Origin of the sequence: Shinella sp. M31 (assembly GCF_049199205.1) — a bacterium.
Taxonomy (GTDB): domain Bacteria; phylum Pseudomonadota; class Alphaproteobacteria; order Rhizobiales; family Rhizobiaceae; genus Shinella.
On sequence record NZ_JBLZPH010000064.1, the window covers coordinates 24,119 to 42,786 of the forward strand.

At 64.7% G+C, this 18,668-nt stretch carries 19 protein-coding genes; 8 read left to right on the forward strand and 11 right to left on the reverse strand.

Going from position 1 to position 18,668, the window contains the following annotated elements:
- Positions 1-18: 18 nt before the first annotated feature.
- The 6 genes from purB to ACOZKU_RS09580 form a co-directional block, all read right to left on the reverse strand.
- Positions 19-1,326 carry an adenylosuccinate lyase gene (gene purB, locus ACOZKU_RS09555; protein WP_421578667.1) on the reverse strand — a complete coding sequence of 436 codons (1,308 nt, stop codon included), beginning with the start codon at positions 1,324-1,326 and terminating at the stop codon, positions 19-21.
- Positions 1,327-1,405: 79 nt separating this feature from the next.
- The gene (locus ACOZKU_RS09560) at positions 1,406-1,945 is read right to left on the reverse strand and encodes a hypothetical protein (RefSeq protein ID WP_421578668.1); all 540 of its coding nucleotides are present in this window, start codon (positions 1,943-1,945) and stop codon (positions 1,406-1,408) included.
- 1 nt (position 1,946) lies between these two features.
- A complete protein-coding gene (locus ACOZKU_RS09565) occupies positions 1,947-2,675 on the reverse strand; it encodes a DUF2259 domain-containing protein (RefSeq protein WP_421578682.1) in 729 nt (242 codons plus the stop codon).
- A gap of 2 nt (positions 2,676-2,677) precedes the next feature.
- On the reverse strand, positions 2,678-3,355 hold the full coding sequence (rpe, locus tag ACOZKU_RS09570; RefSeq protein WP_313528756.1) for a ribulose-phosphate 3-epimerase: 678 nt from the start codon (positions 3,353-3,355) through the stop codon (positions 2,678-2,680).
- Between the two features lie 69 nt (positions 3,356-3,424).
- Entirely contained in the window at positions 3,425-4,426 is a 1,002-nt protein-coding gene (locus ACOZKU_RS09575) for a P1 family peptidase (RefSeq protein ID WP_421578683.1), read from the reverse strand.
- 2 nt (positions 4,427-4,428) lie between these two features.
- On the reverse strand, positions 4,429-5,505 hold the full coding sequence (locus ACOZKU_RS09580) for an ABC transporter substrate-binding protein (protein ID WP_421578669.1): 1,077 nt from the start codon (positions 5,503-5,505) through the stop codon (positions 4,429-4,431).
- Positions 5,506-5,661: 156 nt separating this feature from the next.
- Between ACOZKU_RS09580 and ACOZKU_RS09585 the strand changes: the two genes are divergently transcribed.
- The 8 genes from ACOZKU_RS09585 to ACOZKU_RS09620 all read left to right on the forward strand — a co-directional run bounded on the left by ACOZKU_RS09585 (position 5,662) and on the right by ACOZKU_RS09620 (position 13,549).
- Positions 5,662-6,174, forward strand: a complete 513-nt coding sequence (locus ACOZKU_RS09585) for a flavin reductase family protein (RefSeq protein ID WP_421578670.1) — start codon at positions 5,662-5,664, stop codon at positions 6,172-6,174.
- Positions 6,175-6,252: 78 nt separating this feature from the next.
- Positions 6,253-7,128, forward strand: a complete 876-nt coding sequence (locus ACOZKU_RS09590) for an AAA family ATPase (protein ID WP_421578684.1) — start codon at positions 6,253-6,255, stop codon at positions 7,126-7,128.
- A gap of 3 nt (positions 7,129-7,131) precedes the next feature.
- A complete protein-coding gene (locus ACOZKU_RS09595; protein WP_421578671.1) occupies positions 7,132-8,373 on the forward strand; it encodes a vWA domain-containing protein in 1,242 nt (413 codons plus the stop codon).
- 10 nt (positions 8,374-8,383) lie between these two features.
- The gene (locus tag ACOZKU_RS09600; protein WP_421578672.1) at positions 8,384-8,710 is read left to right on the forward strand and encodes an XdhC family protein; all 327 of its coding nucleotides are present in this window, start codon (positions 8,384-8,386) and stop codon (positions 8,708-8,710) included.
- Positions 8,710-9,408 carry an XdhC family protein gene (locus ACOZKU_RS09605; protein WP_421578673.1) on the forward strand — a complete coding sequence of 233 codons (699 nt, stop codon included), beginning with the start codon at positions 8,710-8,712 and terminating at the stop codon, positions 9,406-9,408. The genes ACOZKU_RS09600 and ACOZKU_RS09605 overlap by 1 nt, the downstream gene beginning before the upstream one ends.
- Positions 9,405-11,015 carry an NTP transferase domain-containing protein gene (locus tag ACOZKU_RS09610; protein WP_421578674.1) on the forward strand — a complete coding sequence of 537 codons (1,611 nt, stop codon included), beginning with the start codon at positions 9,405-9,407 and terminating at the stop codon, positions 11,013-11,015. Before ACOZKU_RS09605 ends, ACOZKU_RS09610 begins: the two co-directional genes overlap by 4 nt.
- A 3-nt stretch (positions 11,016-11,018) precedes the next feature.
- Positions 11,019-11,339: a TfoX/Sxy family protein gene (locus tag ACOZKU_RS09615; protein ID WP_314093921.1), complete on the forward strand. Its 321-nt coding sequence runs from the start codon at positions 11,019-11,021 to the stop codon at positions 11,337-11,339.
- A gap of 65 nt (positions 11,340-11,404) precedes the next feature.
- Positions 11,405-13,549, forward strand: coding sequence for a TonB-dependent receptor domain-containing protein (locus tag ACOZKU_RS09620; RefSeq protein ID WP_421578675.1), 2,145 nt, complete (start codon positions 11,405-11,407; stop codon positions 13,547-13,549).
- Here the strand turns inward: ACOZKU_RS09620 and ACOZKU_RS09625 are convergent.
- From ACOZKU_RS09625 to ACOZKU_RS09645, 5 genes are all read right to left on the reverse strand, one after another.
- Positions 13,546-13,965 carry an NUDIX domain-containing protein gene (locus ACOZKU_RS09625; RefSeq protein ID WP_421578676.1) on the reverse strand — a complete coding sequence of 140 codons (420 nt, stop codon included), beginning with the start codon at positions 13,963-13,965 and terminating at the stop codon, positions 13,546-13,548. The genes ACOZKU_RS09620 and ACOZKU_RS09625 overlap by 4 nt on opposite strands.
- A 9-nt stretch (positions 13,966-13,974) precedes the next feature.
- Complete coding sequence (locus ACOZKU_RS09630) at positions 13,975-15,483, reverse strand: DEAD/DEAH box helicase (RefSeq protein ID WP_421578677.1); 1,509 nt, start codon at positions 15,481-15,483, stop codon at positions 13,975-13,977.
- Positions 15,484-15,675: 192 nt separating this feature from the next.
- On the reverse strand, positions 15,676-16,956 hold the full coding sequence (locus tag ACOZKU_RS09635) for a M23 family metallopeptidase (RefSeq protein WP_421578678.1): 1,281 nt from the start codon (positions 16,954-16,956) through the stop codon (positions 15,676-15,678).
- Positions 16,957-17,049: 93 nt separating this feature from the next.
- Positions 17,050-17,832: a ferritin-like domain-containing protein gene (locus ACOZKU_RS09640; protein WP_421578685.1), complete on the reverse strand. Its 783-nt coding sequence runs from the start codon at positions 17,830-17,832 to the stop codon at positions 17,050-17,052.
- A 46-nt stretch (positions 17,833-17,878) separates the two neighbouring features.
- Positions 17,879-18,364 (reverse strand): peroxiredoxin, encoded by a 486-nt coding sequence (locus ACOZKU_RS09645; protein WP_421578679.1) that lies wholly within the window; start codon positions 18,362-18,364, stop codon positions 17,879-17,881.
- Positions 18,365-18,668: the final 304 nt, after the last annotated feature.

Consider the following 18,668-nt stretch of genomic DNA (forward strand, 5'->3'; position numbering starts at 1 on the left):
CGCTACAATTCAGCCTGATCAGACCGTGCCGAAGACGCGGCGGAAGATCGTGTCGACGTGCTTGGTGTGATAGCCCAAGTCGAACTTTTCGCGGATTTGCTCTTCGGTGAGGGCGGCGCGCACTTCGGTGTCGGCCAGCAGTTCCTCGAGAAAGTCCTTGCCCTGTTCCCAGACCTTCATCGCGTTGCGCTGTACGAGGCGGTAGGAATCCTCGCGCGACACGCCGGCTTGCGTGAGTGCCAGCAGGACGCGCTGGGAGTGAACGAGGCCGCGGAACTTGTTGAGGTTCTTCAGCATGTTATCCGGATAGATCACCAGCTTCTCGATGACGCCGGCAAGCCGGTTCAGCGCGAAATCGAGCGTAATGGTCGTGTCCGGGCCAATGCCGCGCTCGACGCTGGAGTGGGAAATGTCGCGCTCATGCCAGAGTGCCACGTTTTCCATGGCGGGCGTCACGGCCATGCGCACGAGGCGGGCGAGGCCCGTGAGGTTTTCGGTCAGCACCGGGTTGCGCTTGTGCGGCATGGCCGACGAACCCTTCTGGCCCGGCGAGAAGAACTCTTCGGCTTCCAGCACTTCCGTGCGCTGCATGTGGCGGATTTCGATCGCGACGTTCTCGATCGACGAGGCGATGACGCCGAGCGTGGCGAAGAACATGGCGTGGCGGTCGCGCGGGATGACCTGCGTGGAGACGGGCTCGGGCGTCAGGCCGAGCTTGGCGCAGACATGCTCTTCGACATACGGATCGATATTGGCGAAGGTGCCGACGGCGCCCGAGATCGCGCCGGTCGCGATTTCCGCGCGCGCGGCGATGAGGCGGGCGCGGTTGCGGTCCATCTCGGCATAGAAGCGGGCGAGCGTCAGGCCCATCGTCGTCGGCTCGGCATGGATGCCGTGGCTGCGGCCGATGCGGATCGTGTCCTTGTGCTCGAAGGCGCGGGTTTTCAGCGCCGCCAGCACGCGGTCGATGCCCGCCAGCAGGATATCGGCGGCGCGCACCAGCTGAATGTTGAAGGTCGTGTCCAGCACGTCGGACGAGGTCATGCCCTGGTGCACGAAGCGGCTATCGGGGCCGACGAATTCCGAGAGGTGCGTCAGGAAGGCGATGACGTCATGCTTGGTGACGGCCTCGATCTCGTCGATGCGGGCAACGTCGAATTCCGCCTTGCCACCCTTTTCCCAGATCGTTTCGGCCGCCGATTTCGGGATGACGCCGAGTTCCGCCAGCGCATCGCAGGCATAGGCTTCGATTTCGAACCAGATGCGGAACTTCGTTTCGGGCGACCAGATGGCGACCATGTCCGGTCGGGAATAGCGAGGGATCATCGGTTCTAGACTTTCCTTGGGAGGGTGGGAATTGCCGCCGCTTTAGCAAAGATGGCCGGCAAGCTCAACGCCGGCGCGGTCAATGCCGGGAAAGGGGTATGGAACGGGGCATGGCGCGGGCGAGCCACAGGCTGGCACCGGCCAGGACCGGCAGGCCGACCGGCAGATAGAGACGCAGGCCCATGACGAGGAACTGGTAGGTGGCCCCGGCCGACGTGAAGAGGAACTGATAGACCCAGACACGCGTGCCGAAGGGCTGGTGCCAGCGCGCATAGAACAGCCGGTAGTCCATCGCGAACCAGAAGGCCGTCAGGGCGACCGTCGCGAGGCTGAGCAGGGCGAAATGGGCAGCAAAGCGCGTCTCGGTGCCGCGGCTGCGCGTCAAAAGGCGGGCAATCGGCAAGGCGATCAGCCAGGCGCAAAGCCCACCCGCGAAATAGATGAGAAGCAGCTTTTCGAGATGAAAATTCGCGTCGCGGCCTTCCATATGCAGGGAAAGGAAGGCGCAGGCCACCATCAGCAGGCCCCAGGCGACCGCCCCGCCGAGGCAGAGCGCAAGCGAGGGGAAGACGGGTATGCGCGCGCTGCCGAAGGGCGTCGTGGATACGGGTGCGCCCATGTCAGGGCCGGAAGGGCACGGCGATCCAGCGGCCGTCGGCACCCTCGAAGCCGAAGCTGCGAACGAGGACCAGCGCCACATGGACAGGTTCGGCGGCCAGCGGATGAAAGGTCATGGCGCCCGAAATCTGGTAGGAGAGCGGGCAGGCGCGGCTGTCGGGCACGCGCGTGTCCTCGTGCAGCACCGTGTCGGCCGCTTCGCCGTCGCGCTTGACGAGTTTCAGGCGAAAGCCCTTGCCGCCGTCGGGCGTGATGCCCTCGCAGTTTTTCGACACCGGCAGCGGGATATCGTCGAGCGCCAGCGCATAGCTGCCGCCCGGTGTCGGCTCGACCGCGTAAGGTCGGTACTCGATGCGGTTCCGGTCGGCGCCGACTTCGCCCATCGGATTGAAGGCGGCGAGAACGCCGGCATTGTCGAGCACCTTGTGCTCGGCAATCAGCGCCTTCGCCTTGTCGTGGCTTTCCGCCCGCGCCTTGCCGAGGCCAGCCGCCTCATCGTCGATGCGCACGCGGATCGGCGTGCCCTTGAGATAGGCGTCCTTCTCGGTATCGATGAAATAGACGGTGGAATAGGGAAAGCCGGAACCGTCCTGCACCCCGAATTCCTCGAAGGCGAAGACTTTGCCATCCGGCGAAAAGCCGAGCGGCTGGAAACTCGCGAAATCGCCGGCCGAGGCGGTGGCCGCCGTCAGCAGGGAGCCGAGCAGGATAGCCGCCGCTTTCCGCACCATCGTCACGCCCGCGCACCCTCCGCATTGCTGCGCAGAGTGTCGATGGTTTTGCGATAGGCGTCAACATGACCGCCCGAGAAGATGGCCGAACCGGCGACGAAGACGTTGGCGCCGGAGGCGGCCGGCAGGGCGATCGTATCGACAGCGATGCCGCCGTCGACCTGGATTTCGATTGGCCGGTCGCCGACCATCTTCTTCACGCGGCGCAGCTTTTCCTGCATGGCCGGGATGAACTTCTGGCCGCCGAAGCCCGGATTGACCGTCATGACGAGGATCAGGTCGATCTTGTCGAGCAGGTAGTCGAGCACGCTTTCCGAGGTGGCCGGGTTGATCGCCACGCCGGCACGCTTGCCGAGCGCGCGGATCGCCTGCAGCGAGCGGTCGAGATGCGGGCCGGCCTCGGCATGCACGGTAATGCCGTCGCAGCCGGCCTTGGCGAAGGCTTCGAGATAGGGATCGGCGGGCGAAATCATCAGGTGGCAGTCGAAGAAGGCGTCGGTGTGCGGGCGCAGCGACTTAATGACATCGGGGCCGAAGGAAATGTTCGGCACGAAATGGCCGTCCATGATGTCGAGATGAATCCAGTCCGCGCCGGCTGCGACGACATCTCGCACTTCCTGGCCGAGCTTGGCGTAGTCGGCGGCGAGGATGGAAGGGGCGATCCGCATGGGAAGGGTCATGTCAGGCTCCGTGGGCAGGGATTTTGCCGTCGCCATATCATCCCCGGCAGGGGGGAACAACGGGCGAATTTACCGCCCCGCCCAGCTTGGCAGCACATCGCCCTCCATCGGCGTCGCATCGTGCACGCCGCGGGCGATGGCGCGCGCCATGGTAGAGGCGGCGGCGGCGCAGAGCGTGATGAAATCCTCCGGTGCCGGCGTGCGGCCGCTTTTGCCGGTGGCAAGCGCGAAGACGAGATCGCCGTCGAGCGGCGTATGCGCCGGCCAGAGCGCGCGGGCAAAACCGTCATGGGCGGCGATGGCAAGGCGCTTCGCCTCCGCCTTGCTCAGCATGGCATCGGTGGCGATGACGGCGATGGTGGTGTTTTCGGTACCGGTCGGGCGGGCGGAGAGTTTTGTGCGCGGAAAGCGGGCTTCGGCCGGAAAGGGGGCGGGGAGGCCAAGCCCTCCGAATTCGTCCTCTTCCTCGAAGGGCGCCGCCCAGAAATGCCGTGTGCCGCCGATGGTCGCGGAGCCGAGCGCATTGACCGCGACGAGCGCGCCGATGGTGAAACCTTCCGTGAGCACGGTCGAAGCCGAGCCGAGGCCGCCCTTGAAGGTGGCGGTCAGCGCCCCGGTGCCGGCGCCGACGCTGCCTGTCTCGAAATCGGTGCCTGCATTTTCGAGTGCGGCATAACCGAGTTCGCGGTAGGGCGAATACCGCCCCCAGTCCTTGTCGCCGCCATTCATCAGGTCGAACAGGATGGCGGCCGGAACGATCGGCACACGATGCGGGCCGACGGCAAAGCCGCGCCCCATCTCACGCAGTCCCGCCTGTACGCCTGTCGCCGCATCGAGCCCGAACGCCGAGCCGCCGGAAAGCACGACGGCGTCCACCGTCTGCACGGTGTTGTGCGGCTCGAGGAGATCGGTTTCGCGGGTGCCGGGCGCACCGCCCAGCACCTGAACGGCGGCCGTCGCCGGCTCCTCGCAGAACACGACGGTCACGCCGGATTTCAGGGTATGGTCCGTCGCATTGCCGACTTTCAGGCCCGCGACATCAGTGATGAGGTTTTTTGCGCCCGGCCGCATCGTCATTCGCTTTCGGGTGTCTTGCCGGCGGGGACGAAAGCGCCGTCCTTCCAAACGAGCAATTGATAGGGATTGGCGCTGAGTTCGTGATCCGCGCCGAAGGCGAGGGGACCGATGGCCGTGTCGAACCGTCCGGCTGCGAGTTTTTCGGCGAGATCGCCGCCCTCGGCGGCCGCAGCCGCAAGCGCCGTCACGGCGGCATGGGCGGGAAGCACATAGCCTTCGGCGACGATATCGCGTGCCAGCATGGCCTTGGCCACGGGCTCTCCTGCCGGCAGGGTTTGATAGTCCGGCAGCGCGATGGCCTGCACACCGTCCGTCATCGGCACGGTCGGATCGGCTCCAACCAGCGCCTCGCCGCCCAGCAAGGCGAGTGGTGCCTTCTCCACCGCCGCGTCGCGGGCGATGATCGCTGCATCCGTCCGGTCGCCGCCGACGAAGACATGGGTGACGCCGGTCTTGGCGAGTCGGCGCACGAGCGTGAGCTGCTGTTCCTGTGCCGGGCGGTAGGTGTCGACGAACGCCGCCTTCATGCCGACATCCTCCAGCCGCAGGCGAATGGCCTCGACGAGTTCGCGGGCGTGGATCGTGCCATCGTCGATCAGCGCGAAAGGCTCGGATTTCCAGTCGCGCGTGATGACCTCCACCGCCTTGTCGGCTTCCGCCTTGGGGCCGGGAGCAAGGCGGAAGAGCGGCCATTTCTTCTTCAGCGCATCTTCCATGAGGATGCCCGAACGCACGGAGAGCGTGATGGCCGGCACTTTCGCCTCCGAAAGGGCGGGAAGCGCGGCGGAAAGACCTTCGGTACACAGAAAGCCGACCGCCGCGACGGCATTGGCCGAGAGGATTGCCTTGGCGACGCCGTCGCCATCCTTCTCGTCGCATCCCTCGGCGATCTCCACGATCGTATCGCCGTTCGCCTCCGCCGCGAAACGGGCGCCGTCGCGCACCTGCTGGCCGAGAATGGCGAGCGGCCCCGCATCGGGCGCGACGACCGCGATGGTGAAGCCGGCGGCCGGGGCCGGGGAGGCGGCGAGGAGGGCGCCGCCGATAAGGCTCGCAAGGAAAACGGTCTTCATTCTCAATCCATCGGTCGCGATGATGCCCTTTGTACGGTCGGGGCCTGCAAGGTCAAAGGGAAATATGGATGCGATTTGCCGCTTGTCTCTGACAAGACAGGAAAATTCGACCTTGGGGCTTACATTTTTCTTCACTTTCGCCATGTATCACTGACGATGAAGGAGAATGCCGTGTTGGACAGATTGATGCTGGATGCGTCGCTCTACCGCGATGCGATGAGCCGCTATGCCGGCCATGTGCAGATCGTGACGACGGCCCATGCGGGTGAGAAACGCGGCGTGACCATCACGGCCGCCTGCTCGATCTCGGACAATCCGGCCATGGTTCTCGCCTGCGTCAACGCCTCCAACCCGAAGAACGCGATCTTCTCGAAAAGCGGCAATTTCGCGCTCAACACGCTCGCCGCCGACCAGATGCACCTCGCCAATGCCTTTTCCGGCCGCGACCCGGCGCTGTCCGCCGAGGAGCGTTTCGCGATGGGCGAATGGGAGGAGCTGGTGACGGGCGCGCCGGTGCTGAAGGGCACGCTCGCTTCCTTCGATTGCCGGCTGATCGAGCTCAAGGTGATGGCGACCCACATGATGCTGATCGGCGAGGTGAAAGGCGTCACCTTCGGCGAGCACAAACCGGCGCTTCTCTATATGGACCGGGGCTACCACACGCTATAGTCTCCTCCTCCGGAATGGAGGAGTTGCGTGCCCTATCAGCCTGGACACATCCCGCAATCGATCGACGAAACCATCGCAATGCTGGCCTCGGGCAATTATCTTGCCGGGCGTTCGCTCGCGACGGTGCTGTTTCTATCCCTGCGCATGAAGCGGCCGCTGTTCCTCGAGGGCGAAGCGGGCGTCGGCAAGACGGGGATCGCCAAGGTGCTGTCGGCAGCGCTCGACCGGCCGTTGATCCGCCTGCAATGTTACGAAGGCCTCGACATTTCCTCGGCCGTCTATGAGTGGAACTATCCGGCGCAGATGCTGGAAATCCGCCTTGCCGAAGCCGCCGGCACCACGGATCGCGGCCGTATCGAGGCCGATATCTTCTCCGAACGCTACCTCATCCGCCGCCCTGTTCTGCAAGCCTTGTCCTCGCCGGACGGCCGGGCGCCGATCTTCCTTATCGACGAATTGGACCGCACCGATGAGGCCTTCGAGGCTTTTCTCTTGGAAGTGCTCTCGGATTTCCAGGTGACGGTGCCTGAGCTCGGCACGATCCGTGCCGCCGAGCCGCCCATCGTCATCATTACGACGAACCGCACCCGCGAGGTGCATGATGCCCTGAAGCGGCGCTGCCTCTACCATTGGGTGGATTACCCGCAAGCCGCGCAGGAGCTGGAGATCATCCGCCGCAAGGTGCCGGGCTGTGGCGAAACCCTGTCCCGGCAGGTCGTCGCCTATGTGCAGAAACTGCGCGCGCTCGATCTCTTCAAGAACCCCGGCGTTGCCGAAACCATCGACTGGGCGACGGCGCTCACCGAGCTCGACCGCGTGGCGCTCGATCCCGAAACGGTGTCCGACACGCTCGGCACGCTGCTCAAATATCAGGACGATATTGCGCGCATCGATGGTGCCGAAGGGCGCAAGCTGCTCGACGACGTCAAGGCCGGGTTGGCGGCGACGGGCTGAGCGATGGCGGCAAGGGCGGAAAACCAGGTTCTGAGCACCAACGCGGACGGCCGGCTCGCCGACAATATCGTGTTCTTCGCCCGCGTGCTGCGCAAGGCCGGGCTGCGGCTTGGTCCTGCGGCCGTGACGGATGCCATCGAGGCGGTGCAGGCGATCGGCATCGGGGAGCGCGAGGAGTTCTATACGGCGCTGCATGCGACGCTCGTCAAGCGCCATGAGGACGACGCCGTTTTCGACGAGGCCTTCCGCCTGTTCTGGCGCTCGCGCGATCTCGTGGGAAAGATGATCGCGCTGATGTCGCCGGTCGTGACGCGGCACGAAGAGCGGGAAAAGCGCAAGGCGGGCGAAACCCGCGTTTCCGACGCGCTGTTCGGCGGGCGCGAAAACGAGAAGCGCCCGCGCGACGAGCCGGATATCGAGATCGACTCGCGCCTGACCGCTTCAGGCAGCGAGGTGCTGCGCCGGACCGATTTCGCCCAGATGTCCGCCGCCGAGCTTGCCGCCGCCAAGCTGGCGATTTCCCGCCTCGTCCTGCCGATGGACGCGGTGCGCACGCGCCGTTTTCGTTCGTCAACGCGGCCGGTCGCGATCGATGCGCGGGCCACGATGCGCCATGCCATGCGGACCGGTGGCACCCTGATCTTGCCGCGTCACCGGGAGCACAGGACTGTGCATCCGCCGCTCGTCGTGCTCGCCGATATCTCCGGCTCGATGAGCCAATACACCCGCATCTTCCTGCATTTCCTGCATGCCCTCGGCGAAAGCCGGCGAAGGGTGCATGCCTTCCTGTTCGGCACGCGGCTGACGAATGTCACGCGGCCGATGCGCAATCGCGATCCCGATAGTGCGGTCGAGGCTTGCAGCCAGACGGTCAGCGACTGGTCGGGCGGCACGCGCATCGGCGAGACGCTGAAGGAATTCAACCGGCTCTGGTCGCGCCGCGTGCTGGGGCAGGGTGCCGTGGTGCTCATCATCACCGACGGGCTGGAGCGCGACGGCATCGATCTCCTCGAAAAGGAGATGGACCGGCTGCATCGCTCCTGCCGGCGGCTGGTCTGGCTCAATCCGCTGCTGCGTTTCGAGGGGTTCGAGGCGCGGGCGCGCGGGGTCAGAGCCATGCTGCCGCATGTCGACGAGCTTCGGCCGGTGCACAATCTCAATGCCATGGCCGATCTGGTGGCGGCACTGTCCGGTGCCGCGCCGCGCGGTGCAGGTGATCCCCGGCGTTTTATGCCGGATGCGTGAGGAGGATGGAATGGACGCAAACGAAACGCTCGATCCGCTGACCATCGCCGAACGCTGGATGGACGACGGGCGCATGGTGGCGCTCGCCACCGTCGTGGAGACCTGGGGCTCCGCGCCGCGACCGGTCGGCAGCCATCTGGTCATCGATGGTGACGGCAATTTCCACGGCTCCGTCTCCGGCGGCTGCGTGGAGGGGGCCGTGATCGGCGAGGCGATGGAGGTGATCGGCGACGGCGAGCCGCGCATGCTGGAATTCGGCGTGGCCGACGAGACGGCCTGGCGTGTCGGTCTGTCTTGCGGCGGGCGCATCCGGGTCTATGTGGAGCGTGTCGGCTGATGGATCCGTTTCTCCTGCGCAAGCTCAACACCGAGCGCGCCGCCCGCCGCGCAGTGCTTCACCTTACCGATCTCGGTGACGGCCGCGACCGGGTGATCCGCGAGGGCGATCCGGTGGCCGGGCCGCTCGGCGAGGCGATTGCCGGCGCGTTTCGCTCTGGAAAATCCGGGCTGGTGGAGGCGGAGGAACGACAATTCTTCCTCAATGTCCACCTGCCGCCCGCCCGCATCGTCATCATCGGCGCGGTGCATATCAGCCAGGCGCTGGCCAGGATGGCCGAGATCGCCGGCTTCGACGTCACGATCATCGACCCACGCACCGCCTTCGCCACGGAAGAGCGTTTTGCCGGCATCGACCTTGTTGCTGACTGGCCTGAGGATGTTTTGAAGACGCGCCCGCTCGATGCCTATACGGCGCTCGTCGCAGTGACGCATGATCCGAAGATCGACGATTTTCCGCTATCGCAGGCGCTGAGGGCGGGCTGTTTCTATGTCGGCGCGCTGGGAAGCCGGAAGACCCATGCCAAGCGTGTCGAGCGGCTGTTGGCGCTTGGGCACGATGAAGCGGACATTGCGAGAATTTCCGCGCCCATCGGCCTCGACATCGGCGCCGCAAGCCCGGCCGAGATTGCCGTTGCGATCCTCGCCGATGTCGTCGCGCATCTGCGCCGCCGGTCCCTGCGCGGTGGTGCACCATGATCTTCGGTGAAATCCCGGTTGCCGATGCGGTCGGCGCGCGGCTGGCGCATGGCGTGCGCACGGCTGGCCTGTCGCTGCACAAGGGCCATGTGGTAACGACAGAGGATCGCGAAGCGCTCATTGCCGAGGGCGTCGCCAGCGTCATCGCCGTACGGTTGGAGCCTGACGATATCGATGAAGACGCGGCGGCGTCGCTGATCGCGACGGCCATTCCGCCGGATCATCTGCGGTTCACACCATCCGCAACGGGGCGCATCAACCTGCATGCGACGGTGAACGGGCTTTTCGTCGCCGACCGGGCGGCCATCGATCGCTTCAATCGGGTGGACCCGGCGATCACCATCGCCACCTTGCCGGACCATGCGAGCGTGAATGCCGGCGACATGGTGGCGACGATCAAGATCATCCCGCTCGCCGTCTCCGCCAGCCTGGTGCGCAAGGCGGCCGAGGTGATGGCGTCGAGCCGGGCGCTGGAGGTCAAGCCCTTCGCGTCCTATCGCGTCGGGCTCGTCGCCACGGAGCTGCCGACGCTCAAGCCATCGGTCATGGACAAGACCCGCCGGCTCGTGGAACAGCGGCTGCGGCCCTCCGGTAGCCGGCTAACGAATGAGGTGCGCGTGCCGCATCGGGCGCCGGAGCTGGCGACGGCCATCACGGACGCGGCGCAGGTCAACGACCTCGTCCTGGTGTTCGGCGCCTCCGCGGTGACGGATGTCAACGATGTCATTCCCGCCGCCATCCGTGCGGCGGGCGGGGTGGTCGAGCATGTCGGCATGCCGGTCGATCCGGGCAACCTGCTGGTTCTCGGCCGTATCGGCACGGTGCCGGTGATCGGAGCGCCGGGTTGCGCGCGCAGCCCCAAGGAAAACGGTTTCGACTGGGTTCTCGCCCGCATCTTCGCCGGCGAAAATCCGGGATCAGAGGAGATTACCGGCATGGGGGTCGGCGGTTTGTTGACGGAAATTCCGAGCCGGCCGCAGCCGCGCGATCTGCGTCCACCCGAGCGGCCGCTTTCCGTTGCTGCGCTGGTGCTGGCCGCCGGCCGCGCCAGCCGCATGAACGGCAGCCACAAGCTGCTCGCGGCCTTCGACGGTGAGGCGCTGGTGCGGCGTTCGGTGGAAGCGGCCCTTGCCGCCGGGCCGGCACGCGTTCTGGTCGTAACGGGGCACCGGGCCGAGGAGATCGAGGCGCAGCTGGCCGGGCTGAAGGTGGATATCATCCGAAATCCCGACCACGCGCAGGGCATGTCGACTTCGCTCCGGGCAGGGGTCTCGGCGCTCGGGCCGGGTTGCGACGGCGTCGCGGTCATGCTCGCCGACATGCCGCATGTCACGGGCGCAGATGTGCGCCAGCTGCTGGATGTCTTTGCGGCTTCGGGCGGGCAGGCTGTGGTGCGCGCGGTCTCGGGCGGCAAGCGCGGCAATCCCGTCATCCTGCCGCGCGCGACATTTTCCGAAATCCTCCAGCTTGAAGGCGATGTCGGCGCGCGGCATATCGTCGAAAGCACGGGGCTCGACATCGTGGATGTCGAAATTGGCGCGGCGGCGCATGTCGATGTCGATACGCCGGAGGCGGTGCTTGCCGCAGGCGGCATTCTGAAGGGGTAGCATATGGATCGCGAGGCCATCGAGGAGATGTTTCAGGCGCTGGGGCCGGTGATGATCAAGCGCATGTTCGGCGGTAAGGGTATTTATCATGAAGGCCGTATCCTCGCGCTGGAGGTGCAGGGCGAAATCCTGCTCAAGGCCGACGCCCGGAGTGCGCCGGACTTCGAGGCCGCCGGCAGCCGGCAATGGGCCTATGACGGCAAGCAGAGCGGCAAGCCGGTGAAAATGCCCTACTGGTCCATTCCCGACGCAGCATTCGACGATCCGGACGAGATGGCCGTCTGGGTGCGCCGTGCCTACGAAGCAGCGCTCAGGGCAAAATAAGCGCCGGGATTTCGTCGCAATTAAACTTGACTCTATTTGTCATCTTGTCCCATACCGGAGATACCGTGCGCTTGCGCGGCACGCAGTCCGGTGAGGGTTCCATGCACTATAATCGTTTTCACGCGTCGACGCTTCTGGCGGGCACGGCCATGACGCTTGCGCTTCTGGCCATTGATCCGGCCCATGCGCAGGATGCCGAAACGACGGTATTGCAGCAGATCAACGTCGAGGGCGACAGCAACGGCGACGGGATCGTCGATATCCCAGCGGCCGTTTCCAAATCGGATCGCATCAAGGTGCAGGAGCAATATGCCGGTGATGCTATGCAGGTGCTGCGCTCGACGCCGGGCACCTTTACCCGTGAGCCGGCTGACCAGCCTGGCATCACCGTCAACATTCGCGGCATGCAGGGCAATGGCCGCGTCAACAGCATGATCGACGGCGTTCCGCAGACCTTCAGCAATCTCTCCGGTCACGGCGGTACGTTCGACACGCTGCTCTATGTCGAGCAGAACATGCTTGTCGGCGTCGATGTCACGCGTGGTGCGGTGCCCGGCGCCGAGGGCATGGGCACGCTGTCGGGATCCGCCAATTTCCGTACGCTCGATGTGGATGACGTGCTGCTGCCCGGCAAGGATGTCGGCGTGATGTCGAGCGTGCGCGCCGGCACCAACGGTTTCGACTATTCGCGGCTTCTCACCGGTGCGGCCCGTACGGAGCTCGGCGAAGGCGAGATGAGCGTCGTCGGCGCGATCAGCGACACCAGGAAGAGCCCATACGAAAACGGCGCCGGCATCATCTATCCCTTCGGCGGCGACCAGCACCCGAAATCCGGCCTCTTCAAGGTGAACCTGGCGCCGAATTCCGATCACAAGCTGCAACTCGGCGGCATCTGGTACGGCAACGAGTTTCTGCCGGGCACGTCCGGCTATAACTGGATCGTTAACAACCAGACCTACACGGCGAAATATTCCTATACGCCCGGCGACGATCTCTTCGATCTGCACGCCAATGCCTATCTCAACATCACGGACATGGAATTCGACGGCACCAACGGCAATGTCAGTTCATTCGACGGCCGTAAGGGCACCAACACATCGACCGGCTTCGACATTTCCAACCGCATGCGTTTCGATCTCGATGACGAGACCGAGCTGAAACTCTACTACGGCGCTGCCTACAGCCGCGACCGCTACGAGGGGAACGCCAAGCGCGGTGCGAACCCGGACGGGACGCTGGTCAAGGCGGGCACGTTCGCGGAAGCCACCATCAGCCGTGGCATCTTCGACGTGACCGGAGGCCTGCGCTATGATTACTGGTCGCTCGACGGCATCACCGGCTACCATGCGCCGGGAAGCAACGGTTGCCCGGCGGGAGGGGAGCCGTGCCCGATCGACACGTTGTCGCGTTCGGGCAGCGACCTCAATCCGAAGATCACGCTTGCGGCACGCCCGTTCGACTGGCTGCAGCCTTACATCACCTATGCCCACACCTCGCGCCCGCCGACGGCATCCGAGGTCTTCTATCCCGGCGGCCACAGCTTCGACGGCTCGTCCGATCCGATCAACAACAATCCGAACCTGCTGCCGGAAAAGAGCCGTGGCATCGATCTCGGCGTCAATCTCAAGGGCAGCGACCTTCTGACAAGCGGCGACGAGGGCTGGCTAAAGCTCGGCTATTTCCACAACCGCATCCGCGACTACATCACCTTCGACCTCGACACCGACGGCACGATGCGCTGGGTCAATGTCGAGGGCACGACGATCATGAAGGGTGTGGAAATCGAGGGCGGCTATGATGCGGGCCGCTATTTCGCCGGCTTCTCGGTGACGATTGCCGATACCGCCCAGCCGGAGGGCATTGCCGCCGGCGTCGGCGATGTCGGAAAGCTGCCGGACGATTTCGCGACGCTCGACGTCGGCATGCGTTTCTTCGACGAGGCGCTGACGGTCGGCGGCCGCATGCGCTACACCGGCAAGAGCAAGCAGGCCTATATCAACGACGCCATGGCCTACAACCTGCCGAGCTACACGCTGTTCGATGCCAACGCCTCCTGGCAGATCAACGAGAACGCAAAAGTGTTCGTCAATGTCGAGAACGTCTTCAACAAAGACTATATGAAGGCGAATTCCGGCCTGATGGACAATTACAACGGCATCAAGAACGGCCGCGGCCGCACCTTCATCTTCGGCGCAACCGCTCGATTCTAAACCTGGCGGGCACGCAGCGCCGCGACGGCATCCGCGGCAAAGCGCGATAGCGGCGCGGGCAGGGCATCGAGCAGGAACCAGCCGAATTCCGGCAGTTTTTCCGGCTCCACGACACGTGCCTCGCCGGAAAAATCCTCGCAGACATAGATGAGCGACAGCCAGTGCTGGCGCTCCTCGGCGATGATCTGTTCGGAAATGCAGAGGAAATCGGCGGCGCCGACGGTCAGGCCGGATTCTTCCTCGGCCTCGCGGCGTGCCGCGTCCATTGCCCGTTCCATATGATCGACCTTGCCGCCGACGATATTCCACGTGCCGGCCTCCGGCGCGCGCAGGCGCCGGTAGAGCAGGAGCCTGCCCTCACGCAAAACGGCCAGGCCGCATCCGAGGCCTGGCACATCGATGCCGGGAAGTGGCATTCGCTCGGATCAGGCCTTGCCGGCGATCAGCATGAAGGCCGGAACGTCGTCGCCGAAGCCGAGCGGCGTCGGACCGTCGTCGTCATCGCGGCGGTAGCGGTTGCGGCGGTCACGGCTGTCGTCGTTGGCCGGGCGCGGGGCAGCATGGTTTGCGGCCCGCGGGTTGCGAGCGGGATTGTTCTGCGGCCGCCCTTCCGACTTGCGTTCAGCTTTCACGACTTCTTCCACCTTTTCTACGGTCTCAACGGTCTCGATGCGGGGTTCCGGAACGCGGGCTTCACCCTTGCTGCGTCCACGGGAACGATCACGGTCGCGGTCACGACCACCGCGATCGCGCCCGTTGCGGGGCCGTTCGCGATCCTCGCTCTCGGCCGCCGCCGGCAGGTCCTCAATGCCGCCGTTCAGCCATTCGACCTTCTGGTCGATCAGCTTTTCGATGGCATCGACGAACTTTCCGTCGCGCTTGGAGACGAGGGTGAAGGCGGCGCCCGAACGGCCGGCACGGCCGGTGCGGCCAATGCGGTGGACATAGTCCTCGGCGTGGATCGGGACGTCGAAGTTGAAGACATGGCTCACGTCGGGGATATCGAGGCCGCGCGCGGCGACGTCGGAGGCCACGAGAAGCGTGAGCTTGTTTTCCTTGAAGTTGGCCAGCATCGTCGTGCGGGAGCGCTGGTCCATGTCACCATGCAGCGCGCCGACGGAGAAGCCGTGGCGGTCGAGCGAGCGGAAGAGATCGGCGACATCGACCTTGCGGTTGCAGAAGATGATTGCGTTCTTCAGATCGTCCTGCGCGCGGATGAGATCGCGCAGCGTGGCGCGCTTCTCGTAATCCTTGCTGTGGGTGGCGACGAAGCGCTGCGTCACGGTCTTGGCCGTGGAGGAGGGGGGCGCCACTTCGATCCGCTCCGGGTTCTGCAGGAAGCGGTCGGCCAGCTTCTGGATTTCCGGCGGCATGGTGGCCGAGAAGAACAGGGTCTGGCGCGTGAAGGGGATAAGCTTGGCAATGCGCTCGATATCGGGAATGAAGCCCATGTCGAGCATACGGTCGGCTTCGTCGATGACGAGGATCTCGACGCCGGTCATCAGCAGCTTGCCGCGCTCGCAATGGTCGAGCAGGCGGCCGGGGGTGCAGATGAGAACGTCTGCGCCGCGCTCCAGCTTGCGGTCCTGCTCGTCGAAGGAGACGCCGCCGATGAGCAGCGCGACGTTCAGCTTGTGATTCTTGCCGTATTTCTCGAAGTTCTCGGCGACCTGGGCTGCGAGTTCGCGCGTCGGCTCGAGGATCAGCGTGCGCGGCATGCGGGCACGGGCGCGGCCCTTTTCGAGCAGCGTTAGCATCGGAAGGACGAAGGAGGCGGTCTTGCCGGTGCCCGTCTGGGCAATGCCGAGAATGTCGCGCCGCGCGAGTGCCGGCGGGATGGCACCAGCCTGGATCGGGGTCGGGATCGTGTAGCCCGAATCTGTAACGGCGGACAGGACTTTCTGGCTCAGGCCAAGATCAGCAAAAGTGGTCAAAGGAAAAAGGTTTCCGTTCCGGTTCTTGCGAACGCAATGGGTTGCAGCGGGCACATCGCCGCTAGGATGCAGCGCACTTAGGCCCAAAGCGCCGGAAAGTCAAGGAAATCAGCGAATTTGGTAAATCCGCAAGCAATTTGAAGCCTCTGGCCCTCGCTTTCGGCTTTCGAAGGGGCTTCGCCTTGCGTTCCGTCAATTCATATAAGTGGTCAGTTTCATGCCGGCCGTCAGGAAGCGCATGGGGTCGATCGCCTTGCCGTCGCGGCGGACTTCGTAATGCAGGTGGGGGCCAGTGGAACGGCCTGTCGTACCCGAGAGGCCGACGGCGTCGGCGGCTTCGACATGGTCTCCGACCTTGACGAGCACGCGCGACAGATGGGCGTAGCGGGTGGTCAGCCCGTTGCCGTGGTCGATCTCGACCATGTTGCCGTAACCGCCATTGCGGCCGGCAACGACGACCGTGCCAGCCCCGGTGGAGTGGACTTCGCTGCCCGTGCTGACGCGGAAATCGATACCGGCATGCAGGGCCAGGCGGCCGAGGAAGGGGTCGGTGCGGTTGCCGAAACGGCTGGTGATGCCGGCGCCGGGCGAGGGGTTGCCGAAGGGCAGTTTGCGGGCCGTGCGGCGCGCGCTGTCAAGGCGATCCAGCGCGTCATCGAGGTCGTTGATCGACGCCTCGAAAGGATCGGTGAAGGTTTCCGGCTCGACGAAGGGGCCACCGATACCGGTCTCGGCATCGCCTCCGGCCGTTTCCGCGACCTCGAAACCACTGCGCTGGAGGATCGTCTGGATGGCATTTGCCGTCTCGGACGCGCCTGCCGTCAGCGACTGGATGCGGCCGATCTGCTCATGCTCGAGATCCTTAAGGGAGAGCGTCACGCGGGAGAACAGCCGGTCGGCCCGGTCGGCAACCGATTCGCCCGTCGCCGCATAGGCGAGCGTGGATGATTTTTGCGACGCCCCGCCGGTCGAGCCCATGATGGCATCGATTGCGCCGGAGGCATCGGCGCGGCGGCCGTCCGTTATGGGTTTTTCATCGGGCAGCGGCACGTTGCCGGACACGCTGCCGGTCTCGGCGCGGTTAAGCAGGGCGTCGAGCTTGCCGTGCCGCTCGGACAGCGCCAATTGCTGCTGCATCAGTTTCTCGACCTTTTCTTCCACGACCTGCTGGTCGAGAAGCTGGCGGCTGGTGACGCGATCGACCTGGGCGCGAAGGGCGGAGATGCGGTCTTCATAGTCGTGCTGCATGCGCGCCTGGCGCGCCATCGTCGCGCCGATCAGGTCGTCGCGCAGCACGAGATAGGAGGTAGCGGCAAGATAGCCGACCGTGAACATGCCGGCAAAGCAGAAGGTGGCTGCCGCCATCCAGGGACGGATCGTCATATGGCGGATCTTGTCGCCGCTTGCCAATATCACGACATGCTGCTTAGCGCGCTTTCCGAATACGCGGTTTTCAGGACGCTCCGCCACCATAAACTCCCTGACCGATTCCTTTGGTCTCGTGCGGGAATTACACATTGTTAGGGTTAATAAAGACTTTCGCCGGCGTGTTTTTGCCGTGAAATATTAGCTCTGGCTGACGGAAACGAGCGAGCGGTAGAACGATGGCGTAAGGCCAGCTTCCGCGCGGGCGACATCATTGAACGGCGGCTTCAGCGGCCCGCGGAAATTGCTGCGCACCAGCGCCTTGAACGTCGCGGACGGGTCTTTCTTTTCACGCGCGCACAGGAAGCGGAACCATTTCGCGCCGACCGCCACATGGCCCTTCTCGTCATTGTAGATGATGTCGAGGATATCGGCGCTGGCATGGTCGCCGGTCTCGCGCATCTTCATCTGCAGCGTCGGCGTCACGTCGAGGCCGCGCGCCTCCAGGATCAGCGGCACGACGGCGAGGCGGGCGGTGAGGTCGTTGCGCGTGTCATGGGCAGCCTGCCACAGGCCGTCATGCGCCGGCAGGTCGCCGTATTCGGCGCCGAGTTCGCGTAACCGGTCGCGGATGAGCCGGAAATGTTTCGCCTCCTCGAAGGCCACCTGCATCCAGCCGTCGAAGAAGGAATGCGGTACGCGCTCCGTGGTGAAGCGTGCAACGATATCGAGCGCAAGGTCCACCGCATTGAGTTCGATATGGGCGAGCGCATGGAGCAGCGCGATGCGGCCCTTTTGCGTGTGCAGCGAGCGCTTTTCCATATGTTTGGGCGGAATGAGCTCGGGTTTCTCCGGCCGGCCGGGCCGCACCGGAAGGGCGGGGTCTCGCGGCGATCGCATGGACAGCGTGCGGGCGAACCAGCGCCGCGCCGTCTCCTGCGTCAGATCGGCCTTGAGATCGAGATCGGCCGTGGCGATGGCCATGGTGGCGCCGCCGCGAAGGCTTTCGATAGGGGGAAGATCGGCCACCTCAGACCTTGCCGGACAACGAGAGTTTCTTGGCCGCGTCGAGAACGGCCTCGACATGCCCCTTGACCTTCACCTTCGGCCAGACTTCGACGATCTTGCCCGCGGCATCGATGAGAACCGTCGTTCGCTCGACACCCATATAGGTGCGGCCATACATGCTCTTTTCTTTCCACACGTCATAGGCTTCGAGCGTCTCGAGGCTTTCATCCGAGGCGAGCGGTACGCCGAGCTCATATTTCTTGACGAATTTGTCGTGCTTCTTCACCGGATCGGGCGAGAGGCCGATGAGGGCGACGCCGGCCGCGTCGAAATCCGGTTTCGCGGCGGTGAAATCCTTGGCTTCCAGCGTGCAGGCCTCGGTGTCGTCCTTCGGATAGAAGAACAGCACGACGGGTTTTCCCCTGAAACTCGAGAGCGAAAGCGTGCCGCCGCCATCGCGCGGAAGGGTGAAATCCGGCGCTTCGGCGCCCGGTACCAGTTCTGCCATGGGATTTCCTTTCTTTGGCCGGCTTTTTGAGTCAAGCAGCCGGCCTCCCGCATATATAGTGGCTGACAGAATCGTCCAGCGACGACAGGGCGATGCGCGGCGATTCCGTGGGGATAACGTCGCGGTTTGAGGAAAGGAAACCAGCGCGAGATGGACGAAGTCCGCGGCGAGAAAGTCGTGTTCCGCAGAAAGGACATCGTTCCGCTGCATGACCTGCCGTCCGCGCAGGCGCATGAGCCCATCGTGCTGCATGCGGTGGATGCGAGCCGCACCAATATCTGCATGCGGCTGGCAGCGGCGACCG

Bases quoted from the DNA above. Each gene is read 5' to 3' on its own strand.
- ACOZKU_RS09640 (WP_421578685.1), bottom strand. From the start codon at position 17,832: ATGGCCATCGCCACGGCCGATCTCGATCTCAAGGCCGATCTGACGCAG.
- ACOZKU_RS09615 (WP_314093921.1), top strand. From the start codon at position 11,019: ATGGATCGCGAGGCCATCGAGGAGATGTTTCAGGCGCTGGGGCCGGTG.
- ACOZKU_RS09590 (WP_421578684.1), top strand. From the start codon at position 6,253: ATGCTGGCCTCGGGCAATTATCTTGCCGGGCGTTCGCTCGCGACGGTG.
- rpe (WP_313528756.1), bottom strand. From the start codon at position 3,355: ATGACCCTTCCCATGCGGATCGCCCCTTCCATCCTCGCCGCCGACTAC.
- ACOZKU_RS09625 (WP_421578676.1), bottom strand. From the start codon at position 13,965: ATGCCACTTCCCGGCATCGATGTGCCAGGCCTCGGATGCGGCCTGGCC.
- ACOZKU_RS09605 (WP_421578673.1), top strand. From the start codon at position 8,710: ATGGATCCGTTTCTCCTGCGCAAGCTCAACACCGAGCGCGCCGCCCGC.
- ACOZKU_RS09635 (WP_421578678.1), bottom strand. From the start codon at position 16,956: ATGGTGGCGGAGCGTCCTGAAAACCGCGTATTCGGAAAGCGCGCTAAG.
- ACOZKU_RS09585 (WP_421578670.1), top strand. From the start codon at position 5,662: ATGAAGGAGAATGCCGTGTTGGACAGATTGATGCTGGATGCGTCGCTC.
- purB (WP_421578667.1), bottom strand. From the start codon at position 1,326: ATGATCCCTCGCTATTCCCGACCGGACATGGTCGCCATCTGGTCGCCC.
- ACOZKU_RS09600 (WP_421578672.1), top strand. From the start codon at position 8,384: ATGGACGCAAACGAAACGCTCGATCCGCTGACCATCGCCGAACGCTGG.
- ACOZKU_RS09580 (WP_421578669.1), bottom strand. From the start codon at position 5,505: ATGAAGACCGTTTTCCTTGCGAGCCTTATCGGCGGCGCCCTCCTCGCC.
- ACOZKU_RS09610 (WP_421578674.1), top strand. From the start codon at position 9,405: ATGATCTTCGGTGAAATCCCGGTTGCCGATGCGGTCGGCGCGCGGCTG.
- ACOZKU_RS09595 (WP_421578671.1), top strand. From the start codon at position 7,132: ATGGCGGCAAGGGCGGAAAACCAGGTTCTGAGCACCAACGCGGACGGC.
- ACOZKU_RS09645 (WP_421578679.1), bottom strand. From the start codon at position 18,364: ATGGCAGAACTGGTACCGGGCGCCGAAGCGCCGGATTTCACCCTTCCG.
- ACOZKU_RS09565 (WP_421578682.1), bottom strand. From the start codon at position 2,675: ATGGTGCGGAAAGCGGCGGCTATCCTGCTCGGCTCCCTGCTGACGGCG.
- ACOZKU_RS09575 (WP_421578683.1), bottom strand. From the start codon at position 4,426: ATGCGGCCGGGCGCAAAAAACCTCATCACTGATGTCGCGGGCCTGAAA.
- ACOZKU_RS09560 (WP_421578668.1), bottom strand. From the start codon at position 1,945: ATGGGCGCACCCGTATCCACGACGCCCTTCGGCAGCGCGCGCATACCC.